18 protein-coding genes and 1 rRNA gene (1 of these 19 cut by a window edge) are annotated in these 24,005 nt (G+C 37.8%); 10 read left to right on the top strand and 9 right to left on the bottom strand.

Going from position 1 to position 24,005, the window contains the following annotated elements; all coding sequences use genetic code 11:
• Together F0365_RS07680 and F0365_RS07675 are read right to left on the bottom strand one after the other, a co-directional pair.
• Positions 1-945 (bottom strand): 16S ribosomal RNA (locus F0365_RS07680); it reaches 581 nt to the left of the window's first position.
• Between the two features lie 1,001 nt (positions 946-1,946).
• Positions 1,947-3,209, bottom strand: coding sequence for a multidrug effflux MFS transporter (locus tag F0365_RS07675; protein WP_240961948.1), 1,263 nt, complete (start codon positions 3,207-3,209; stop codon positions 1,947-1,949).
• 134 nt (positions 3,210-3,343) lie between these two features.
• Between F0365_RS07675 and F0365_RS07670 the strand changes: the two genes are divergently transcribed.
• The 7 genes from F0365_RS07670 (at position 3,344) to F0365_RS07640 (ending at position 10,255) form a co-directional block, all read left to right on the top strand.
• Entirely contained in the window at positions 3,344-4,045 is a 702-nt protein-coding gene (locus F0365_RS07670; RefSeq protein WP_169933165.1) for a selenophosphate synthetase, read from the top strand.
• Positions 4,045-5,307 carry a kynureninase gene (gene kynU, locus F0365_RS07665; protein WP_169933164.1) on the top strand — a complete coding sequence of 421 codons (1,263 nt, stop codon included), beginning with the start codon at positions 4,045-4,047 and terminating at the stop codon, positions 5,305-5,307. The genes F0365_RS07670 and kynU overlap by 1 nt, the downstream gene beginning before the upstream one ends.
• Positions 5,308-5,362: 55 nt before the next feature.
• On the top strand, positions 5,363-6,757 hold the full coding sequence (locus F0365_RS07660) for an FAD-dependent oxidoreductase (RefSeq protein ID WP_169933163.1): 1,395 nt from the start codon (positions 5,363-5,365) through the stop codon (positions 6,755-6,757).
• 190 nt (positions 6,758-6,947) lie between these two features.
• Complete coding sequence (locus F0365_RS07655; protein ID WP_169933162.1) at positions 6,948-7,172, top strand: hypothetical protein; 225 nt, start codon at positions 6,948-6,950, stop codon at positions 7,170-7,172.
• A 280-nt stretch (positions 7,173-7,452) separates the two neighbouring features.
• On the top strand, positions 7,453-7,857 hold the full coding sequence (locus tag F0365_RS07650; RefSeq protein WP_169933161.1) for a RidA family protein: 405 nt from the start codon (positions 7,453-7,455) through the stop codon (positions 7,855-7,857).
• A gap of 57 nt (positions 7,858-7,914) precedes the next feature.
• The gene (locus tag F0365_RS07645; protein WP_169933160.1) at positions 7,915-8,895 is read left to right on the top strand and encodes an isoaspartyl peptidase/L-asparaginase family protein; all 981 of its coding nucleotides are present in this window, start codon (positions 7,915-7,917) and stop codon (positions 8,893-8,895) included.
• A 25-nt stretch (positions 8,896-8,920) separates the two neighbouring features.
• On the top strand, positions 8,921-10,255 hold the full coding sequence (locus tag F0365_RS07640) for a sugar MFS transporter (RefSeq protein ID WP_169933159.1): 1,335 nt from the start codon (positions 8,921-8,923) through the stop codon (positions 10,253-10,255).
• Positions 10,256-10,568: 313 nt separating this feature from the next.
• On the opposite strand, the gene F0365_RS07635 is transcribed toward F0365_RS07640, so the two are convergent.
• From F0365_RS07635 to F0365_RS07605, 7 genes are all read right to left on the bottom strand, one after another.
• The gene (locus F0365_RS07635; protein ID WP_169933158.1) at positions 10,569-14,024 is read right to left on the bottom strand and encodes a T9SS type A sorting domain-containing protein; all 3,456 of its coding nucleotides are present in this window, start codon (positions 14,022-14,024) and stop codon (positions 10,569-10,571) included.
• Between the two features lie 777 nt (positions 14,025-14,801).
• Positions 14,802-16,088, bottom strand: a complete 1,287-nt coding sequence (nqrF, locus tag F0365_RS07630; RefSeq protein ID WP_169934798.1) for an NADH:ubiquinone reductase (Na(+)-transporting) subunit F — start codon at positions 16,086-16,088, stop codon at positions 14,802-14,804.
• A gap of 27 nt (positions 16,089-16,115) precedes the next feature.
• Positions 16,116-16,730 carry an NADH:ubiquinone reductase (Na(+)-transporting) subunit E gene (gene nqrE, locus F0365_RS07625; RefSeq protein WP_169933157.1) on the bottom strand — a complete coding sequence of 205 codons (615 nt, stop codon included), beginning with the start codon at positions 16,728-16,730 and terminating at the stop codon, positions 16,116-16,118.
• A gap of 18 nt (positions 16,731-16,748) precedes the next feature.
• Positions 16,749-17,450, bottom strand: coding sequence for an NADH:ubiquinone reductase (Na(+)-transporting) subunit D (locus F0365_RS07620; RefSeq protein ID WP_169933156.1), 702 nt, complete (start codon positions 17,448-17,450; stop codon positions 16,749-16,751).
• A 44-nt stretch (positions 17,451-17,494) separates the two neighbouring features.
• Positions 17,495-18,220: an NADH:ubiquinone reductase (Na(+)-transporting) subunit C gene (gene nqrC, locus F0365_RS07615; RefSeq protein WP_169933155.1), complete on the bottom strand. Its 726-nt coding sequence runs from the start codon at positions 18,218-18,220 to the stop codon at positions 17,495-17,497.
• A gap of 2 nt (positions 18,221-18,222) precedes the next feature.
• Positions 18,223-19,398, bottom strand: coding sequence for an NADH:ubiquinone reductase (Na(+)-transporting) subunit B (locus tag F0365_RS07610; RefSeq protein WP_169933154.1), 1,176 nt, complete (start codon positions 19,396-19,398; stop codon positions 18,223-18,225).
• 3 nt (positions 19,399-19,401) lie between these two features.
• Entirely contained in the window at positions 19,402-20,745 is a 1,344-nt protein-coding gene (locus tag F0365_RS07605; protein ID WP_169933153.1) for a Na(+)-translocating NADH-quinone reductase subunit A, read from the bottom strand.
• A 235-nt stretch (positions 20,746-20,980) separates the two neighbouring features.
• Here F0365_RS07605 and F0365_RS07600 point away from each other — a divergent pair, with 235 nt between their 5' ends.
• Genes F0365_RS07600 through apaG form a run of 3 tightly spaced genes read left to right on the top strand, consistent with a single transcriptional unit; the run spans position 20,981 to position 23,829 of the window.
• Positions 20,981-22,189 carry a DUF5103 domain-containing protein gene (locus F0365_RS07600; protein ID WP_240961947.1) on the top strand — a complete coding sequence of 403 codons (1,209 nt, stop codon included), beginning with the start codon at positions 20,981-20,983 and terminating at the stop codon, positions 22,187-22,189.
• 29 nt (positions 22,190-22,218) lie between these two features.
• Entirely contained in the window at positions 22,219-23,439 is a 1,221-nt protein-coding gene (locus F0365_RS07595; protein ID WP_169933151.1) for a DUF3667 domain-containing protein, read from the top strand.
• 3 nt (positions 23,440-23,442) lie between these two features.
• Entirely contained in the window at positions 23,443-23,829 is a 387-nt protein-coding gene (gene apaG / locus F0365_RS07590) for a Co2+/Mg2+ efflux protein ApaG (RefSeq protein WP_169933150.1), read from the top strand.
• Positions 23,830-24,005 lie beyond the last annotated feature (176 nt).

The following is a 24,005-nucleotide window of genomic DNA, read 5'->3' as shown; positions in this document are numbered from 1 at the left end:
ATGCTCCACCGCTTGTGCGGGCCCCCGTCAATTCCTTTGAGTTTCATTCTTGCGAACGTACTCCCCAGGTGGGTTACTTATCACTTTCGCTTGGCCACTCAGTACTCAATCGTACCGAACAGCTAGTAACCATCGTTTACGGCGTGGACTACCAGGGTATCTAATCCTGTTCGCTACCCACGCTTTCGTCCATCAGCGTCAATATATTGTTAGTGATCTGCCTTCGCAATCGGTATTCTATGTAATATCTAAGCATTTCACCGCTACACTACATATTCTAACCACTTCACAATAATTCAAGACTAACAGTATCAATGGCAGTGCCGGAGTTAAGCCCCTGCATTTCACCACTGACTTATTAGCCCGCCTACGGACCCTTTAAACCCAATGATTCCGGATAACGCTTGCACCCTCCGTATTACCGCGGCTGCTGGCACGGAGTTAGCCGGTGCTTATTCTTACGGTACCGTCAACTCTCTACACGTAGAGAGGTTTCTTCCCGTACAAAAGTAGTTTACAACCCATAGGGCCGTCTTCCTACACGCGGCATGGCTGGATCAGGCTTGCGCCCATTGTCCAATATTCCTCACTGCTGCCTCCCGTAGGAGTCTGGTCCGTGTCTCAGTACCAGTGTGGGGGATCTCCCTCTCAGGACCCCTACCTATCGTAGCCATGGTGAGCCTTTACCTCACCATCTAGCTAATAGGACGCATACTCATCTATTACCGTAACCTTTAATTACTAAATCATGCGATTCAATAATACTATGAGGTGTTAATCCAAATTTCTTCGGGCTATCCCTCAGTAATAGGTAGATTGTATACGCGTTACGCACCCGTGCGCCGGTCGCCATCATCTAGCAAGCTAGATATGCTGCCCCTCGACTTGCATGTGTTAAGCCTGCCGCTAGCGTTCATCCTGAGCCAGGATCAAACTCTTCATCGTCGAATCTTTTTAAAGATCATTTAATATATGATGCTTTTTTGAAACTACTTAATTAGCATTGTGCTTATCTAAATTTATTATATAACTATAATTACCACCCTAAAGTGATAACTCTAATTTGTGCTGTCAATCAATATCTCAATGAACATCTTCAAAATCTAAAACTAAAATCTTACCATAAATCTTCACGATTTTATTGTTGATCTTTTAGCCTTTTTTGAAGAACATTTGCCTCGTTAAACATATACCTGTTTTCCTTAGCGGGTGCAAATATACAGACACTATCTGTTACAAACCAAACTTTTTAATGAGAAAAAATGAAAATAATTTGAAATGAAAAACAAACACCTCATTTACAGTAAACTACTATTTGAAATGATTTGATATACTCTTTACATATAAGCCCCATCTTGAGCTAAACGATCCTCCTCCCCGCGGCCGCGTTATAACCGCTACATAAATACCTCTATCTTAAAAATAACAAAACAGCCGAAAGTGATAGATAAAACCAGTCATTAAGCAAGTGTTTCTTTGATTTAAAAAAATTAGAAGGTGCAAAGACCTCCTTTAGATTTCCTTAACTGGTAATTATAAGATCTATTTATACCGCTCCAAAATTTTGTTAACGATGCATCTGCATCACCCAACAAGTTACTACCTTCAAATACCTTATCCCCTTTAACCCATTAAAAGCTTGCTGGCTCGGATATCAATAGGGCTTCTAATGTCAGAATAATGACTGATAGTTCTACCTATTCTATAGTTTCCTAGTTCCACTGTTATAAAACCCTATTTCAAAAGCTGCTTTAAAAGCCTTGTCTATTGAGCCTCTATGATGAGTTGATCTCTTTTTAGGAAAGCATAATAAACATCAAACTCTGATACTTCACCATTAAAAAGGAATCGGCTACATCAATAAGGTCATGTTTAAAAACGCTTTTGGGGAATCAGAAGACTTTGGTTATTCTATATACTTGGAACATAATAGCGATCCCCTCTATCTAAAAGTCTGATAATTGGTCTTCTCTTTTTTTAAACTTATAAGGGTGTTTTAAGTAGGCTTTCGCGAAAGCGTAACCCTGAGCATAATTCATCCTAAAATATTCTACTGCGATATGAGCGAGCAGTGCCCCACCTGAAAGCATGGCAAACAGAGGAAATAAAGAAACAGTTACAAATCGAGACACATACCAGCTGGCTATCGAACCAAAAATCATACTTACCGCACCTACAAAGGCACTGGCACTACCGGCGCGCTTGGTAAACGGATTCAAAGCAAGAGCCGTGACATTTGGGTTTTGAAAACCTATACACATCATCATCATAAACAAGGTAGGATACACCACCCAAAATACAGGCGTAAAATTCCAAACATAGATAAAACCAAAACCAGTGATCAACACCAATAACAAACTCACCACATAAGTTATTTGAAATGTAGTAAATCGAGTAAGGGCGAGTCGGTTCAACTGGCTACCGGCTATTAATCCAGCCGCATTACTACCGAAGATGTAGGCAAAGTTCTCTTGACTCATATCAAAGTAATCCATAAAAATAAATGGTGCCGCTGCTACGTAACCTAACAGTAAGCCTATTACAAAACCACGAGCTGTGGCAAAGACAAAAAAGTCTCTGTGTTTATAGATACCTATATATTCCCGCAGCACCGGAATAGGATGTAAACTGGTCGCCCGATTAGGTTTAGAACTTTCTGGAAGTACAAAAATAACATTGAGCAACATCAAGGTAGCAAAGCCTGCTAACCCATAAAAAATCATTTCCCAATGATAATGCTTGATCACAAAACCGCCAATGGTAGGAGCTATAATAGGAGCAATTCCCATGATTAACATTAAAGTAGAGAGTACATCTGCCACTTTTTCTTCATCAAATAAATCCCTAACTATGGCCTTACTAGCTACCATTCCTGCACAAGCTCCAAGCGCAGTAAAAAACCTCAAAGTTGCTAGAGAAGTCACATCCCAAGCATAAGCACTCATAAGACTGGTTACAATATATAAGACCAGTCCAAACATCAATGGCTTTCTTCTACCGAATCGATCCATTAACGGGCCGTAAGCTAACTGTCCTATACCTATACCTATAAAATAAGTGGTCAATGTAATACCTATAGCACTAGTATCTACTTTAAAATCACCAGCAATTTGTTTAAAAGCGGGCAAGTAGGCATCTATGGAAAATGGTCCTACCGCGATTAAAGTACCTAGGACGAGAATAATACTCACTCTGCGCCCTTTACTCATTTTATTTTTTTCTACCCACTTCACTTTCATGCTGCAAAGCTACGTTTTAGCATAATCTTTATTCAGATTATTCACAAAGCTTTACCATTTAGTAACCCCTTATAATTTGTATTTTTAGACCAAATATATTTCCGATGAAAAATACCTTTTTAGTTCTTTGTGCCATTGCAATGATAAGCAGTTGTAAAAATGAAACATCAACAAGTACTGACTCAGAGACGGCAGCTTCTGAAAAAACAACAGAGCTTTCTACTTCTCAACGTCTAGCAAAAATAGCTGGTCTGGAAAGCTGGAATGAGGTAGAAGAAATCAAATTCAGCTTTAACGTAGGTAAAACAGGTAAAACGGTGTTGACTAGAAATTGGACTTGGAACCCTAACACTAACGACGTACAGTTGATCGCTTTAGGAGATACCATTAGCTACAATCGCGACTCCAAATTAGACAGCCTTCAAATTAGTTCTGATCGCGCTTTTATCAATGATGTGTATTGGTTGATTCCTGAATTTAAACTTGTCTGGGATCAAGGAACAACTATCACTGAAAAGAAATCTCAAACGGCCCCTATATCAAAAGACACAATGGATATGATTAGCATACTTTATAATAATAAAGCCGGCTATACTCCAGGGGATGCTTATGATATCTATTATGACGATGACCACAAATTTAAAGAATGGGTATACCGCAGAGGAAATGACAGCACTCCTTCTATGATCACTACTTTTGAAAAATTTAAAACTATTGAAGGCCTTACTTTTGCAACAGATCACCGCTCTTCAGATGGCACTACCAGTATTAATTTTACCGGTATCGCAATTACTAAAACCAAATAATGACTTTTAAAACAGATCGTAATTTTGCTTTACAGTTAGATCGTGAAGATTCTTTGTCTCGCTTTCGCGAAAGCTTCTACATACCAAAACATACAGACGGAACAGAGTCTATATATTTATGTGGAAATTCGTTAGGACTGCAACCGCGTCAGACGAAAGCTTATCTCGATCAAGAACTAGATGATTGGGCACGACTAGGGGTTGAAGGACATTTCCATGCCGCAAATCCATGGATGCCTTATCATGAGATCTTAACCGAAACTACGGCTCAGGTGGTAGGAGCAAAACCTCACGAAGTAGTTATCATGAATACCTTAACGACTAACCTGCATCTAATGATGGTTAGTTTTTATCAACCTAAGGGCAAGCGCACTAAAATCATTATCGAGGCCGATGCCTTTCCTAGTGATCGCTATGCGGTAGCTTCTCAGGTACAATTTCATGGTTATGATGATAAAGAGAACATCATAGAGTGGTCACCGAGAGTTGGCGAGCATACCCCGAGAATAGAAGACCTGGAAACCTTATTAAAAGAACAAGGCGATAGTATTGCTTTGATCATGGTAGGTGCTGTAAATTATTATACAGGCCAGTTTTTTGACCTTAAAAAAATCACCTCTTTGGGACATGCAGCTGGGGCTATGGTAGGCTTTGACTGTGCACACGGAGCTGGAAATGTAAATTTAGAGCTGCACGACTCTGCAGCCGACTTTGCCGTGTGGTGTACTTACAAATATATGAACTCTGGACCTGGTAGTCTAGGTGGTTGTTTTGTACACGAGCGTCATGCTAACAATACGGACTTACCGAGATTCACCGGTTGGTGGGGACATAATAAAGATACCCGTTTTAAAATGCGAGACGACTTTGAACCTATGCCCGGTGCCGAAGGTTGGCAACTATCCAACCCTCCCATATTGAGTATGGTAGCGATAAGGGCTAGTTTAGACTTATTTGCACAGGCAGGTTTTGACCATCTTCGAGAGAGATCCATAAAGCTTACCGGTTATTTAGAGTACCTTTTAAAGGAACTCAAAGACGACCGTATTTCGATTATCACCCCTAGTACTGCTAAAGATCGCGGTTGCCAGTTATCACTAGCGGTTAAAAATGCAGATAAATCACTTTTTGAGGCCATAACTGCAAAAGGTGTGATTGCCGACTGGCGGGAACCAGATGTTATTAGAGTAGCACCTGTTCCTTTATATAACAACTATGAAGATTGCTGGAGATTTGTAGAAGTTTTAAAGAGTGAGATGTAAGAGACTCCTTATAAAACGTCCTAATACTACATACTAATTACTTAGTACTTACAAAATGAAAACAACTAACAAAAAAACTAAAATACTCATCACCGGAGCTGGACTTTGCGGTTCACTTTTGGGTTTGCGACTCGCACAAAAAGGATATCATGTAGATATTCTTGAAAAACGTCCCGATATGCGTAAAGCAATTGTAGATGGTGGTCGCTCTATCAATTTAGCACTTTCTGATCGTGGTCTAGCTGGATTAAAGTTAGTTGGCCTTGAAGAAAAAGTACGCGAGTTGTGTATCCCTATGAACGGAAGATTGATTCACGATATAGAAGGAAGTACCTTTGCTTCCAACTACAGCGGCCGTGAAGGAGAATATATCAATTCGATCTCACGAGAAGAACTCAACAAACTTCTGCTGGACGAAGCTGAAAAGTACGATGACGTACAAATAGACTTTGATGATAAGGTAACTGCCGTAGATTTAAAAAATGCTTCTGTCACCTATCAAGATTCAGAAACAGAAACAGAGAAAGAATGGAAAGCTGACATCCTTTTAGGAACTGATGGAGCTGGTTCTGTGGTGCGCAAGGCGATGATGAAACAACGCGACTTTTTGTTTTCTCAAGGCATGAACTGGTTGCCTCACGGATATAAAGAGCTCAGCATTCCGCCTGCAGAAAATGGAAAGTGGCGTATAGAAAAAAACTTCTTACACATCTGGCCACGTGGTGGTTTTATGTTGATCGCTTTGCCTAACCTAAATGGTAGTTTTACATTGACTTTATTCATGCAATATGATGGTGATGGACCTGCATTTAACAGTATTACAACAGACCAAGAAATAAAAGACTTCTTCAACACCTACTTTAAAGATGTGGTAGAACACATTCCAGATTTAGTAGAGCAATACCATACCAATCCAGCACCACCACTAGGAACTGTACGTTGCTCCCCATGGTCAGCTTACGGTACGAGTCTTATTATAGGGGATTCGGCACACGCGATTGTTCCTTTTTACGGTCAAGGAATGAATGCTAGTTTTGAAGACGTCGTGGTTTTTGACCAGATGCTGGACCAAAACGAATCTTGGGCCGATGCCTTCACCGCTTTTTCAACAAAGAGAAAACCAGATGCTGATGCTATTGCAGATCTTGCTCTAGACAATTTTGTAGAGATGCGAGATAGCGTAGCTAATCCTAACTTCCAGTTAAAACGTCAGATTGAAATGCGATTAGAGTCCGCTTTTGCGAAAGCGGAATACCAATCTAAATACTCCTTAGTTACCTTCCCGCAAGAAGGAATCAGTTACCGAGATGCGATGCTTAAAGGGCGTGCCCAAGACAAAGCTATATTATGGTTGTTAGAAAAAGAAATGATCGCCGTAGATGACGACTTGGATACTTTACTCCTTAAAATCAAGGAGAAAACGGAGGAAGTTCTTTGGCTGCGTGGGTAATTTAAAAATCAGGATAGTAAAAACCCCAAAGGTTTTCAAAACCTTTGGGGTCTGCTAATGCTGATAAAGATAGAGAGAAATACGACCTTCTAGAACCGGATCAATACTATCATATCTACCATCGAGGTAATGATGAAATTAGCCTGTTTAAAAACGAAAGTAAGTAATTATTTATTTTTCTTACAGCCTTTTGAAAGATATAATTGCAGTTGCTCCTGTTTATGCTTATGCATTGATGCCTAAGCATTTTCATTTCTTAATTCAAATAAAGACTGGTTCTAATGAGAAACTGGCATCTCAGGCTTTTAGTAATTTGTTTAATAGTTATGTAAAAGCTTTTAATAAGCAACAAAACAAAAGTGGTAGCTTATCTAGAAGAAAGTTCAGGAAAAAATTGAAAGTGAGCAGTATTTAAATAATACCTTAATATATTTTCATAATAATCCAGTATAACACGGTTATTCCAATAGTGTGATAGAATATCCTTGGACTTCCTATCGCGATTATCTTTCAGATGATACAACATTTATAAACAAAGAAGCTATCAAATGTTTTGATGGACTAGAAGTTTTTAAAGAAGCGCATCGATAATTGAAAACACCCAAAGATTTTGGAAACCTATGGGGTATAGTTCTTGAAAACCTTTCACGTATAAAATTAAATCTTCATCTTTATACCAATAATTAAAAACAACCATGGCAGTATTACAAGACAAAGCAAGACCTAGAGGTAACTACCCACATATCAAACGGGTGGGTGATTTTTTATTTGTTTCAGGAACTAGTAGTCGTAGGGCAGACAATACTTTTGCAGGTGTAGCAGTGGACGAAATGGGAACAACCAACCTTAACATCAAAGCGCAAACCGCTGCGGTACTTGAAAACATAGATGCCATTTTACAAACAGAAGGTGCCTCTTTAAAAGATGTTGTTGACGTGACTACGTTCTTAGTAAACATGAATGATTTTGGCGGTTACAATACTACGTACGGTGAGTTTTTTGATTTTAATGGTCCTACCAGAACTACTGTTGCCGTGCATCAATTACCGCATCCACATTTATTGATCGAGATTAAAGCGATGGCTTTTAAGCCTCTTTAATATTCCTTTTGAAAGAGTTTCGAGTTTTTAATTGCTAAAATCGTATTTTTCGAGCTCGTGAACAGACGTAAATTCATCATTAAAAGTACTAAAGCTGGTGTTGCCCTTTCCCTAGGAGCGACATTACTAGCTTGTGTAGACAAATCTCCCTCCACTATGACCGATAAAAAACAACCCATTGCCATTTGCACTTGGGCGTTTGCAAAAGCTAATGACGCTGCTGGAAAAGCGCTAGATGCAGGAGTTTCAGCTCTAGACGCTGCCATAATAGGTGTTGCTGTTGAAGAAGAAAATATTAAAAACACAACCGTAGGGAAAGGCGGAACTCCAGATCGCGAAGGTAATGTGACACTAGACGCATGTGTTATGGATTCTAATGGCGATTGCGGCGCTGTGGTTTGTGTAGAGAACATCACTAATGTTGCAGCACTTGCAAAAATTGTTATGGAAGAAACGCCACACGTAATGCTCGCTTCTCAAGGTGCTGAAGAACTGGCATACAAATACGGTTTTCAAAAGGAACAATTACTCACAGAATCTTCAGAAAAAGCTTATCGCACATGGCTCAAAACCAGCGAATACAAACCCATCATCAATATCGAAAATCACGATACCATAGGCATGCTGTGTATGGATCAAAATGGTGATATTGCTGGTGCTTGCACCACATCTGGTCTTTCTTATAAAATGAAGGGTCGTGTAGGTGACTCTCCTATTATAGGTGCTGGACTGTTTATAGATAATGAAATAGGCGGTGCAGCGGCTACGGGTATGGGTGAAGAGATCATGAAAAATGTGGGCAGCTTTTTAATTGTCGAGCTCATGCGACAAGGGAAAAGTCCTCAAGAAGCCTGTGAAGAGGCTTTAAACAGAATCGTCTTAAAAAACGATCAAATAGACCACTTTCAAGTAGCCTACATTGCCATAAATAAAGCTGGTGAAACGGGTAGTTATTGCATACATCCGGGGTTTGCTCGAATGGAATATAAAAACTCTATAAATACCAGAATAGAATCAAGAGCCTATTTAAAGTCTTAAAATCATTAATTGCAACCTATTTAGTATGAGTAATAAAAAAGATTATACGTCAGCCTTTGCCTTTTTAACCACCCTTTTCTTTATGTGGGGTTTTATAACGGTATTAGTAGATGCCTTAGTTCCCAGGTTAAAGGATGTGTTTGAACTAAGTTATGGGCAGTCCATAATGGTTCAGTTTGCATTTTTCGGCGCGTTTTTTTGTTTTGCTATTCCGTCTAGTTTTTTATTGGAAAAAATAGGCTATCAAAGAGGCATTGTTACCGGCCTTATAGTCATGGGAGTTGCTTGTTGCTTATTCTATCCCGCAGCCAGCTACCGACAGTTTTGGATTTTTATAACCGCTTTCTTCACATTAGCTGCTGGAATTACATTGCTGCAGGTTGCTGCAAATCCATATGTAACACTGCTGGGTGATGAAAAGACGGCTTCTAGCAGGTTGAACCTATCACAGGCATTTAATAGTTTTGGAACCCTACTCGCTCCTATAGCTGGAGCATTATTCTTACTGAGTGATAGCGTGATGTCTAGTGAAGGTATTTCAAAATTATCCGATTCAGATAAAATTACTTATTACGCTGGAGAGGCATTAACAGTTCAGGAACCCTTTCTTATCATTGCAGGGGTACTCTTTACACTTGCAGCTATATTTGGCTTTACCAAACTACCTTCTCTCCTACAAAAAGCTCCTAAAGACGGCTATTCCAAATTGCTATCTAACAAAAGGTTTTTACTAGGAGTCTTAGCTATTTTCATGTATGTAGGAGCAGAAGTCTCTATAGGTAGTTTCTTAGTGAACTATTTTCAAGAATTAGATGTCATAACGACCATAAAAAATAGCGACTTTTTAAGCAGCTTATCTTCTTTCCTTCTTATAGGGAAAGACATCAGCGAGGTGGATGCTAATGCTATCCTAGGTTCCTTTGTAACTCTTTATTGGGGTGGAGCGATGATAGGAAGGTTTGTCGGGGCCTTGTTAATGAGGTTTATAAGCAGCGGCAAATTATTGATGGCTTTTGGCATACTAGCTATCGCGATGATTTTGATTTCTATAAGCAGCAGTGGCACAACAGCCATGTTTGCTATACTAGCGGTAGGCTTGTTTAATTCTATCATGTTTCCAACTATATTTAGCCTTGCTTTAGATGGCTTAGACAACTTAAAAGCGCAAGCCTCAGGTCTTCTCGTGATGGGAATAGTAGGTGGCGCGTTTATTCCGAAGTTAGTTGGTACAATAGCAGATGCTTTTGGTACAGACGTTGATGGAAATACTACTGGAACAGGTTTAAGCATTGCCTTTCTTGTTCTTTTATTGTGCTACGGTTACATTGCTTACTACGGTTCAAGTAAAAGAAAAGTGTAACCTATAACTTAAATAATAATTTAAAGCCATTGCAATTGCGATGGCTTTTTTTTAGCTCGTTGCTCAAATAGTTTATTAAAACAGGTACGCCTGCTTCCAGAATTGTAAGCTGGGAACATTAGCTGAGTTAAATAATGAATTCAACCTTATCTTTATGAAGTAGCACCTCTTATTTGCTCCTATAAGTTAATGATGAAACCGTTGAAATTGGATGTTTGTTCCGCTTTCGCGAAAGTGATACAACTAAAAATCCTTAACCATTTTCATGATTAAGGATTTACATAACAGTGTAAGCTTCTAATTTCCCAATAAGTTACTTCACTAATAATTTCTCTACATATTTCTGACCGTCTACAACAACTTTCACTAGATACGTTCCTGCAGATAAGTCGCTCGTATGAATAGTCAGCTTAGACAGGCCTTTAGTTTCTTGCGTGCTTACCAATTGACCTAAAACATTATAAACACTTACCTGTGCATCACTAGATTTAAGACCTAGATCTAAGGTCACAAAGTCTCCAGTTGCTGGGTTAGGATAGATCTTAATTCCTGTAGTATCTGTGATCACATCATCAACACCTAAAGTCGTGTTTTCAAATACAATTTTAAAACGATCTGAGGCGATGCTTTGAGCATTAGCATTATCCACTGTAAAACTGTAGCTCGTGGACTGACCTTCGTTTAAAATAGTTCTAGTGCTGTTTAAGTTATCCACAAGCACCCCTTGAACTTGACCAAGGTTGGTTGCAGCTACTTCAATAATATAGTTAGTGTTTCTATAGTTGTTGTTAAATAATTGAAGCTCTTCTCCATCAAAAGGAAGCGCTCTGTTCTCTATACTCAATAAGGAACCACTAGTATGTTGTCTAGCCATGTTCTCATCGATATTGCTAAATTTAACTGCATCGCTATTATCAACACCGTTGTTAGAACCGTTTTCAAATCTAATCATCAATCCATCTATAGAGGCTGCAGCAGATGTAGTACTAGTGTTATCAAATAAAGAGATCATTAAAGAGGAGTTAGAATTTATTTGGTTTCTAAGACCCGGTATTAACGGAGTATCATTTGAAGTTCTGTTAAGAATCACATTCCCGTTTGCAGCTCCTGAAGCAGCTATAAAAAAGGACTGACCAGGTGCTATAGTACCAGGTATCATTCTGGAATTAGGTATTTGCGCTCCTACAAAACTATTTGTCACTAAGTCATACGTTCTATAAACTCCCTCTTGATTTCCTAAGGCGTCCCATACATAGTAAAAATTAGGATCTACAGCAGTAAGATCGATAGAGCTATTAGTTAGGAGCTTTCTTAACTCTGATGCCAAATCTAAATTAGACTGGTATGGATTTCCTATCATCATATATTCGCCTGAATTTAGCGCTATATCATTTACTACTTTACTGCTATTTTCTAAGGTTCCATTTGCTCTTAAAACGGTTTGTGAAGGAGCACTTGAATTAGAAGTTAAATCCGTCTGTCTATCTCCTCTTACCAATAATCTATATGGTTTTCCAGCTGTAAAAACATCCTGTTGTTGATTGGTAGACGTTTGTGGTATCCAGCTTTGATTTAGGTTATCATACCCAAACATAGAAGGGTTGTTAGAACCACTGGTGTCAAAACCATTTGCAGTCCCACCAGCCCCAGTAATATGAGTACCTAGTCCCACAATAAGGTCGTCTCCACTTTCTTGCCAATTTTGATATATAGAGGTAGTAGAACTAACTGAAGATGATAAGAATCGGAATGATCTGCGGCTTTCCATAAAGTTTTCTGTATCAACACTTCCAATAACATTTATAAAAGCACCGTCTATAACAGCCGTTTTATCAGCAGTCGATCTGAAAATCACATCAGCATTAGAAGCGTCAACTATAGATGTGGAAGTCGCATCATTATTGAATAGCTTGCTATTGATGATATAGTTCCCTGTAAGTACCAGGTTGGAATTTTCAACCGCAAGAACTTCAAAAGATGCTTTGTTAGAAAACCAAGCTACTGTATTATTTACTTCAGCTGCTGTGAAACTTCTTGTGCTAATCATGTTCCCTTGATTATCTAATTTGTTGTAGACAGACACATCACTAGTAAAGGAAACATAAACCGCTGGTGCTATGATAATGTTTTTTGCGATAAGTTGGTCCCCATAAACAATATCTTCCATTATTTGAATGCTGTGATCTCTTGTAGAAGGGTTGTTTAGATCACTTGGATCATTTGGGGTCCATGCGCCATTGTTAAAAATAAAATCCTTTTCTATTTTGATATCTACCGTTTCTGCACCGCTACAATCCCCATCAGTAGTATAAGTTACTTGATACGCTCCAAAAGCAGATGCCACCACATCAACAACTCCAGTTAAAGGATCTATCACAAGACCATTTGTTCCTGTAAAAAATCCATTTGAAACAGTAGCTGCACCTAACTGAGGTACTGCCGTTATATCCTCTGGATAAAAAGAAATACTTGCATAACTAAACTCTGCCACATCTCTCGCCGTCATCGTCACTACAATTTCATTAGAGTAATTGGCATTACCACAAGTATCGCTTACTTTCTTACGAAAAGTAGTTGATCCAGTTAAAGGAGCATTAAAGTCTAAACTCCCATCATTTTCATTTACTAAATCCACCCAGATTCCTGCAACATTCTGCTGCCATTGTTGAGTTAAACCATTATATAAAGTGTTCGTGTAATTTACAGTTCCTAAAGCATTAGGTAATTCACCTGCACAAAAGGATTGTGCCCCATCTATAGAACCAGCGTAAATTGGCTCGTTATTGTTAAAACTAATATCATCTACAAAACCTCTATCTAAATGTTCAGAAACGTAAGCATCCTTAGCATACTCCCATGTTATAATATTCGTTCCACGATCAAGAGGTAATGTTACTGTAGCCCAATTTGTCTCTCCAGAAATTTGTCTTTCTAAGTTCCCGTTTACATATACCTTTAAAAAATCATAAGAAGCTTCAGAAGAAACTCTCCAATTAAAACTTACTTCTGTCATACAAGTGACTGTGGTACTAAAAGAAGAAGTTTGATGGTCGTCTATAGATCCAGAAGCAGCGGTATTCTCATTTGAATTACCCCAAGCTCCTTGCGCTCCCCAAAAAGGAAGGTCTCCATCAGTTGTGAAGGTCCCATTATAGCTGGTAGCATTTTCTAAAGAAGTAGTTGCGTATTGATAAGAGAAAGAAACCCTCATGTTCATTTTGGAAGTGCCACATCTCCAATTTCTAGATTGCGAAACATTCTCCACAGCATCTGTGACACTGAAATAACTTGTTTTTTGCACTCGACAGTCGTCAACAGCACTATCATAGTTACATAGATCAACTCTACTACCGCCATTTCCATTTCCATTTCCATTTCCATTTCCATTTCCATTTCCGTTTCCATTTCCGTTTCCGTTTCCGTTTCCGTTTCCGTTTCCGTTTCCGTTTCCATTTCCGTTGTCATTACTGTCGTCTTCCCAACCGTCAAATCTTGTTATGATTTGAGTAGAAGCTATATTAGTTCTGGTTCTTGTAAGGAAATTTCCTGCGTGGGTCGTTGGACCGTTAGATTCGTTAGTTATACAACCTGTTGCATCTTCTGTAACATCAAAATCATCAGAAAGCCATCCGTTCCAAGTATACTCTTCATTGCCGCTTCTATCTGGGCAATCCCCGAAGAACCCAGTTACATTACTTGTATAATCAATGTTTTGACCTAAAACAGGCAACATTGCAAATAAAATTACTAATTGTAGGTATTTTTTCATGAATTGTGTGCTTAACAAATGTTTAGTATATCTAGATTATTTAACAATCAGATAATAGTTATCCCTGATTACTCAACAATTATAGTAGGATTCCTGCTTCTGTACACCATTCAAAACATCTGAAAAAGCAACTTTCAACGAATAAAATAACCTGTTAACGAAAATATATCAGAAATACTAAAAATACATGCGTATTCTAGATGCGTGCATAGGAAAAAAAGCAATCAAAATACCATATGTTATTGGATAAATAAACCTTAACCATTCGATAAACAGCGCTTTATAGCGTTCATTTAATAGATGTGATCGGTTAAAAACCATTATTTAAGACCAAGTGAAACACTTAAAAATACCGATAAAGTGTGGAAAGGGCTACTTTGAAAGAACTCCCTGAGTATTTGGATCGTCTCTTATCATAAAACTACAAATTTCACTAGTACCTTTTACAACAATAACATCTGTGGCTTGCAAATTAAACATTGTTATTAAACGAAACCAATAAACAATTCTTTTCCATTCATAGGAATTGGCTATTAAAATCGTTGCGCCTTTATTTATGTAGAGCCAAACAAGTATCACCATCGATTTATAACCTATATCCACTTTAAAGAGTATTTAAAATGCCAATTATCGAACTGGAAAAGGATGATGAAGACCTATGTTTAACGCAAAGTTTATAATCTAAAGGTTTCTTTAAATCGTCTAAATAAGGAGCAAAAAAAAGCCTGATCTTACTTAGATCAGGCTTTAATATTTAATGTAAGAATGATGCTATATCTATCCTCCAAAGTCATCAAAACGTATATTCTCAGGATCCACACCAAAATCCTCTGCCATTTTACCAACGGCGTTATTCATTAATGGCGGTCCACAGAAATATACCTCCATATCTTCTGGGGCTTCATGTTTGTTTAAGTATTGATCTATAACCACCTGGTGAATAAAGCCTACAAATCCATCACCTTCAGAATCGATGTCTTCTTTTACTTTCCAATTATCTCCTTCAGCTGGCTCAGAAAGTGCTAGATAGAATTTAAAATTAGGAAATTCGCGTTCTAAGGAACGAAAGTGTTCTATGTAAAACAATTCTGCTTTGGAACGACCTCCGTACCAATAAGTCACCTTACGGTTAGTTTTGAGTGTTCTGAAGAGCTCGTACAAGTGAGAACGCATAGGAGCCATTCCTGCTCCACCACCTACATAAAGCATTTCTGCCTCAGAGTGATTGATAAAGAATTCACCGTAAGGTCCAGAAACAACTACTTTATCACCTTTCTTTTGATTGAATATAAAAGAACTAGCGATACCTGGATTCACATCCATCCATCCGTTCTTTGCTCTATCCCATGGTGGCGTAGCAATACGCACGTTTAACATAATCTCACGACCTTCAGCTGGAAAGGAAGCCATAGAATAAGCTCTTTCTACTGTCTCCGGATTTTTCATTACCAGAGGCCATAGATTGAATTTTTCCCACTCTGCTTTAAATTTATCTGGTGTATCGTGCTCTTCTGGATGAGCGGTGATGTCCATATCTTCAAATCGCACTTCACACTTAGGAATTTCAATTTGTATATATCCACCCGCTTCATAATGCATGTCTTCTGGAAGTTGAACGACAAATTCTTTGATAAAAGAAGCTACGTTGTAATTACGAACAACCGTTGCTTCCCATTTTTTGATCCCAAAAACTTCTTCAGGAATTTCAATCTTCATATCCTGCTTTACTTTAACTTGACAACCAAGTCTCCATCCAGCAGCAATTTCTTTTCTTGTAAAATGAGGTACCTCTGTAGGCAAAATAGAACCACCACCTTCAGTAACAATGCATTTGCATTGCACACATGTACCACCACCACCACATGCAGATGGCAAGAATAATTTATTATCCCCTAAAGTTCCAAGAAGCGTACTTCCCGAGCCTGTAGTAATATCTTTTTCTCCGTTAACGTTAATAGTAACCGGCCCAGAAGGAAGCAATTTAGATTTTGCTCCTAATAGAAGGGACACTAATAATAAGATAAGTGTCAAAAATATTGAAACACTTGCTAAAACTGTAATCATGTTAGAATCCATAACGATGTTTTCTTTTTAAATTTCTATTCCCATAAAACTCATGAAACCTAAGGCCATAAGTCCTGTGATGATGAATGTTATTCCCAGTCCACGTAGCGGTGCTGGTACGTTTGAGTAAGTGATTTTCTCCCGTATAGCGGCAATAGCTAAAATCGCAAGGAAAAAACCTATACCGCTTCCTATACCATAAGTCGCAGCTTCTGAGATTCCTGAAAAATCTTTTTGTTGCATGAATAGAGATCCTCCTAAAATGGCACAGTTTACAGCAATAAGAGGTAAAAAGATACCTAATGCACCATATAATGCCGGAGCGAAACGTTCTACCACCATCTCTACCAGTTGCACCATACTAGCGATTACCGCAATAAACATGATAAAACTAAGGAATGATAAATCTATACTGGCATACTCAGCATCTAACCATGCTAAAGCCCCTGGCTTTAATAAATAGGTGTCTAATAACCAGTTAATAGGCACTGTAATACCTAAAACAAATACTACTGCAGCTCCAAGACCTACGGCGGTCTTAACCGACTTTGAAACGGCTAAGTAAGAACACATACCTAAGAAATAGGCGAAAACCATGTTCTCTATAAAAATACTTTTTACGAAAATGTTGATTAAATCCATTTTGTTCGATTTCTTAAATTAATTTTGTTCTATTAAAGATCTGCTGCGACTACGTTGCACCCAGATAATAAGACCGACTGTTATCAAAGCCATGGGCGATAATAACATTAAGCCGTTATTAGAATAACCAGCTTCATACCAAGAGTCTGGGATGATTTGATAACCTAATAACTTTCCAAATCCTAAAAACTCTCTGAAGAAAGCCACTAGAATAAGTATAAAGGCGTATCCCGCTGCATTCCCTATTCCATCTAGGAATGATTTATAAACGCCATTTCCTAAAGCAAAAGCTTCCAGACGTCCCATTACTATACAATTCGTAATAATTAATCCAACAAAAACCGATAGTTGTTTAGACACATCATAAGCATAAGCTCTTAAAATTTGATCCACAAGAATTACGAGAGCAGCAACAATTACCAACTGCACGATAATTCTGATACGAGATGGGATAGAATTACGTAACATAGAAATGATCATGTTACTAAAGGCCATCACCGCCATCACCGCTAGGGACATTACAATTGCAGGCTCTAATTTAACAGTAATTGCCAATGCACTACAAATACCTAAAACTTGTACTGTTATGGGGTTATTATCTGTAAGTGGATCAGAAAGTAACTTTCTATTTTTCTTACCTAGAAGTCCTTCTCTCTCATCGGTATCCGATAGAAAAAGAATCAAATCTTCTTTTTTACTTAATTCTTTATTTTCAGCCATTGCGGTTGTTTTTATATCGCTTTCGCGAAAGCGAAACTAATAAACTAGTTATATGCCACTTTTACGTTAGTCTTATTTTTAAAGTAAGGTAAATAGTTTACCAGACGCTCTGAAATCATGTCTGTAACACCATCACCGGTAATTGTGGCACCAGAAATAGCGTCTACTGCATTATCGTTTTTATTATCGCCTCCTTGGTATCCTTTTGCTACGTCAACGCCTACAAAGGTACCACTTGCGCCCATAATTTTCTCATCAGTAAAACTTTCCTTGAACCACGCCTGTGTAATTTCAGCACCTAGACCAGGTGTTTCCCCTTTATGGTCAAATACCGCACCTTTTATAGTGTTTACATCTTCCTTAAGAGCAACGTATCCCCAAATAGCATCCCAAAGACCTTTACCTCTAAGTGGAACAATATAATATTTGGATCCTTCAACGTCTGCAACATAAAGTGGAAAAGCTTGTTCTGCAACTGGCTTCTTCAATTCTTTTTTAAGTTCTATATCGAAAGCATTTACGTCTGTTCTCTCATTACCCTTATTATCTAAAGCAATGCGCTCTATAATGTATTTTTCAAAAGGAATCTCAGCACTGTCTCTTGCTACTTCAATACCTACTGTACCGAGTATATTTTGCATTTTTTCGTTCTTCACATTCTCTGCTTGCGCCGGTTGTAATGACGTAGCCGTTAAGGCTAAAGCACTTGCCACTACCGCAATAAGCAGTATCACAAATAAGAAAGTATAAGCATTTGAATTTCTATCCATTTCTAAGCTGTTTGAAGTTGAACCTTTGCTTTTGCTAGGCGTTTTTTACGTTTAGACACATTTCCTTGAATCACATAATGATCAATAGTTGGCGCAAATACGTTCATTAATAATATCGCTAGCATAATTCCTTCTGGATATGCTGGATTGAATACCCGTATCATGACGCCAAAAAATCCACAAAGAAAACCGTATATCCATTTTCCTTTCATGGTTTGTGAAGCACTAACTGGGTCAGTAGCCATGAACACAAGTCCAAAAGCTAAGCCACCTACTACTAGATGCATGTACCAATCGAATTGCATTAAGGAATTAAGACCAAAAGCATTAAAAATTAATCCCATCACTGCTGCACCTGCAAAACCACTTAAAATGATTCTCCAGCTACCCACCTTAGTAAGAATTAAAATTGCTGCTCCTAATAAAACTGCAATAGTTGATGTCTCAGATACAGATCCTGGTATAAAACCTGTTGCCGCATCCATAAAACTATAAGCAACCGATTTACCTTGAGCAAGCGTACCTAATATAGTTTCTCCAGACATACCGTCCATAGCGCCATTATGGACCCACACGGCATTACCTGACATATACAAAGGATACGCAAAGAATGCAAATGCACGAGCCGTCAGTGCAGGATTCAAAATATTCATTCCCGTACCACCGAAAGCTTCCTTTCCTATCAATACTGCAAAAGCCACAGAGATAGCCAGCATCCATAAAGGGATATCTACTGGAAATATCATGGGAATCAATAAACCCGTTACTAAATAACCTTCATTGACCTCGTGACCTCTATAGATCGCAAAAATAAATTCGATGGTTAATCCTACTACGTAACTCACAATAATTAATGGAGTAACTAGTATCGCACCTTCTATAAAAGCATCCCAAAACGGTACATCTGTAACGTTTGCAAGGCCCAAGTCTTGATACAGATATTGAGCCCCTGTATTCCACATACCAAAAAGAAGTGCTGGTACTAAAGCAAATACAACAGTGATCATTGTACGCTTTAAATCCACAACATCACGTATATGTGCTCCTTTTTTAGTGGTGTGATTAGGAGTGTATAAAAAAGTATCAAAAGCATTGATCGCCGGAGCAAATTTTTCAAATTTTTGCCCAGGCTCAAATGGCTTTCTTGCTTGATCTAGTTTGTTTCTAACCCATTTCATAATTTATCCTACTTCTGTTATCATTAAATCTAATCCTAGACGAATCACTTCTTGAGCCTCTAGTTTAGACGTATTTGTAAAATCAATTAATGCAAAATCCTCTGGAGCTACTTCGTAGATTCCTAAATTTTCCATTTGTTCAATATTTCCTGCCATACAGGCCTTAATTAGTTGCAATGGATAGATATCCATAGGCAACATTTCTTCCATTTCTCCAGTCACAACTAGTGCACGTTCTTCCCCATTAAGATTGGTATCCACGGTGCGCTTTCCTCCTAGTAATTTAGAAAAAGAGGTACCTGCATTAGAGGGTACATTGTTGCGGGTAAATGGCATCCAACCTAAGAAAGCGTATTCATTACCTTCTGGAATTAGAGTTAGCGTATTGTGGTAATAGTTCAAAAACTGATCATTGCTCAATTTATCTCCAGTCAACACGTCACCTGAAATGATACGTGTGTGATTTGTATCTACTGTTCCGGCTATAGTATTCACTTGCGACCCTACTAAAGTTTTATAGTATTTGCGATCTGCTTCTTTTACATCAGTACCTACTAACGCAACTGTTCTTTCTGGTTTAAACTCTCCAGTAAGGAAAAGGTGACCTATAGTGGCTACATCTTCTGGACCTACCGTCCAAACGCGTTCACCCATATTGATGGGATCAAGCCTGTGAATTTGCACACCTACATTACCTGCAGGATGCAATCCTGTTACGGTATGCACCTCAGCGTCTTTACCACCTTTGATAGCAGAATCTTTGCCTACACAAAGATGTACTTTCCCGCTAGTCAATTTGCTTAAAGCAGTAATACCGACTTGAAAATCTTCCATCTTATCTGCAAGATATACTTCTGGATCTCCCGCAAGTGGAGCCGTTGCATATGCTGATATAAAAATAGATTTAGGTGTGTCTTCAGAGTTGGCTATAATGCTATATGGACGCTGTATAATAAATGGCCAGCAACCACTTTCTAACAACAGGTCTTTCACTTGATCTTCAGTTGCAGTAGACAGGTCGACATTCCCATAATTTATAGCTTGATTACTTGCGTTAGCCGTAATTTTAACTTCAAGAATGCGTCTTTTTGCACCACGTAGAATTTCAGTAATAGTTCCACTCACTGGAGCAGAAAATTTTACCTTCTCATCATATTTGGAATAAAAAACAGGTTCACCAGCTTTAACCGTTGCTCCTTCCTTAAGAATTAATTTAGGAACAACCGCATGAAAATCAGCAGGTTTTATGGCATAAATAGAAGAATGGGGGGCAGTAACAATATTCTTGCTAGCCTCACCTTTGAGCTTTAAATCAAGCCCTTTTCTTACTCTAATGTCCTTTGACATAGGATGTTATATTTAATCTTTTTTAAAAGTCTGCAAATTTACGCAATAAAGCCCTGATAATATACTCTTAATATTATTTAGATATGTTCTAAATAGATATTTTCCTTTACTTTGGCATCGCTTTCGCGAAAACGCAACTATTACCAGCAATTCCTCTATATTTATACCTTTCAATCCAACTTATATGAAGTCGTATATTTTATTCCTTATTACAGTTTTTTTAATCTTTTTCACTGTGAACTCACAGACTGAAAAAGAACTGATCAATGATCCTGATTATATCAAATCAGTGACCTTTAATAAACCTCCTGAAAACATGCTGCCCATATTCAACTTGGGCGATGCCTTTGAAATGAGTTTTGACGATGTCATAGGAGATGAGGCCGATTACTATTATAAGTTTGAACATTATGATTACGACTGGAAACCTAGCCAGCTCTTTAAAAATGAGTTTCTTTTAGGAATCGATGACATGCGCATATTTAATTACCGCAATTCATTTACCACCATCCAGCCTTATTCTCATTATGATTTAAGAATACCGAATCAGTTTACACAAGGTTTCAAAGTAAGTGGCAATTACATGATACATATTTATAATTCTAACCAAGAACTTGTTTTCTCTAGAAAATTTATGGTCTTGGATCAAAAATCTGTAGTAGGGGTCGAAATCAAACGCGCACGTGATTTGAATTATGTTTTGACTCAGCAACGTGTGCAGTTTTTTATAGATTCTAAACAAATTAATTTTATCAACCCAAATGATCAGCTTCAAGTAGCGATTATTCAAAACAGTGATTTAAACACCACCATCACAGATATAAAGCCTCAGTTTAATTTAGGAAATAAGCAAGTATATCGATATGATGAACAAACGTCTTTTTGGGCAGGAAATGAATTTCTCAACTTTGAAAATAGAGATTTCAGATCTCCTAACATGAATATAGATTTTGTACGCAAAGGAGAACTTTACAATGCTTATCTGTTTGTGGACGGGCCGCGTAAAAATCTTGAGTATACTTTTAATCCAGACATCAACGGTAATTATCTGGTAACAACTTTAGATAATGAAGACAATGATGTGCAAGCAGAGTATGTCAATATTCATTTTGCTCTAGATACACAAGGAATACAGTTGCCACCAAACGCAAAAATTTACATCATGGGGAATTATAATGCCTTTGAATTACAGCCCGAAAACGAGGCTATCTATAATGAAAAGTCTGGAAAATACGAAGCTATCATACTGTTAAAACAAGGTTTTTACAACTACCGTTATACCGTAATTTATGAGAACGGATCGCAAGATACAGGCTTTATAAGTGGCAACAAATGGCAAACGGAAAACCAGTATTCTGTACTTGCCTATTACAGAGAGTTAGGCGGTCGTTATGATCAATTGATAGGTATAGGTGAAGCTAATTCGCAAAATATAACGAATTAACTACCTTTACCAGCGACCAACCATCATTCATGAAACCTACCACCAGATCGCATATTAAATACAGAGGGGAAGAATGCCTTAACTGCGCTACACCACTTGATGTAGAAGATAAATACTGCCATCAATGTGGACAACTCAATTCTAAGAAGCCGTTAGCTCTTAAGGATTTCTTTGGTGAGTTCTTTTCTAATATGTTTTCTTATGACAGCCGCATTTGGCGTACGATTAAACATTTGTTATTCAAACCAGGATATGTAAGTAAGCACTTTATAGCCGGTAAACGTTTTAGTTATGCAAATCCGTTTCGCTTTTTCTTGAGTGTGTGTATTGTGTTCTTTTTAATGATACAAGCACAGGAATTGGTTCAACTATTTACCGATGACCAGATAGAAAAAGCAGTTGCAAATGTGAGGAATGATAATGCTGATATAGAGATAGAGAATGGATTGCTCTCCGTTAAAGTGTCAGATAAAGATAAAGTCACAGAAAAGGAATTACAAGAAATTGAAGAGGCCTCCTATGCTGGTAAATTTATTGCAAAAAAAATAAGAGAAGAATATGCTGAAGAAATCAAGCAGCAAGAGGACTCTATTTTAAATACCAAAGCTACAGATAGCATCACTAACCTAAAAGGTGAAAAAAAAGCAGCAGTTATTGAATCCTTCACACAAAGCGAAATGGACAGTCTAAGTTCCTTTTTACGCTTTTTTGAGCAAATGGACTATTATCAGACCTTCTACACAACACATAAAATATCTGATCCAGAAACGGCATTGGTTAAAATGAAACACAACAATACCAGATACAATCAAGCACTTTATGAAAAAATGACGTTCATAGATAAGATAGGCAATGATCCTTCTATTTTAATAGATATCATGTTACCTAAACTGCCGGTATTTCTATTTCTGTTTACACCTGTTTTAACTTTATTTCTTTGGTTGCTTTATGCGCGCAGGGAATTCACTTATATGGAACATTTGGTTTTTGCATTCCATGTATTTACCTTTATTTTCTTGAGCATGATTCTTCTATTCTTGATTAAATGGATCACTTTTGGTTATATAAACCTCACTCAACTCTTTTTTTGGTTTATTGGACCTTTCTATTTGTACAAATCCATGCGCAATTTTTATGGACAAAGACGTTTTAAAACCATTACTAAATTTCTTTTAGTAAGCTTTATATTTGTAGTGGGACTATTATTAGGAGTTAGTTTATTACTTTTGATAGGAATAGCACTTTATTAAATTATGATACAACAAGTTACAAGAGGTATTAAAATCTCGGTACAAACGAGTTTTGAAGGTACATTTTATAAAAATTATAAGATGCACTTTGCCTTTACCTATGTCATAACTATAGAGAATCAGAGTAAAGATTCTGTACAACTCAACAGTCGCCACTGGCGTATTAAAGATAGCTTAAGTCGCACAGAGCACATAGATGGTGAAGGTGTGATAGGTAAAAAACCAGTTCTTAAACCCGGACAATTACACATGTATCAAAGCGGTTGCTTACTTACCTCTCCTTTTGGAAATATGAGTGGTTTTTACAATATGATTAATTTTACCACCTCTAACCAATTCAGCGTTATTATCCCTGCTTTTAAACTCAGCGCCCCTTTTGCGTTGAATTAGATTTCAAGAATCTCCGTTTTTATTTTATCCAAAAATAGTAGCTCACGATCAACCTTGGTTTATTCTAAAAGCGCAATTCCTATACATCTACTATTCTACATTAAGATTACTTTACCAGCATAGAGTCCAAAGAAACGCTAGATTATTTGTAATTTCACGCGTAAATTAAAAAAACA

This window comes from Nonlabens sp. Ci31, assembly GCF_012974865.1.
GTDB lineage: Bacteria > Bacteroidota > Bacteroidia > Flavobacteriales > Flavobacteriaceae > Nonlabens.
The sequence above is the reverse complement of the archived record's forward strand: the minus strand, read 5'-3'. Positions and strand labels throughout refer to the sequence as shown.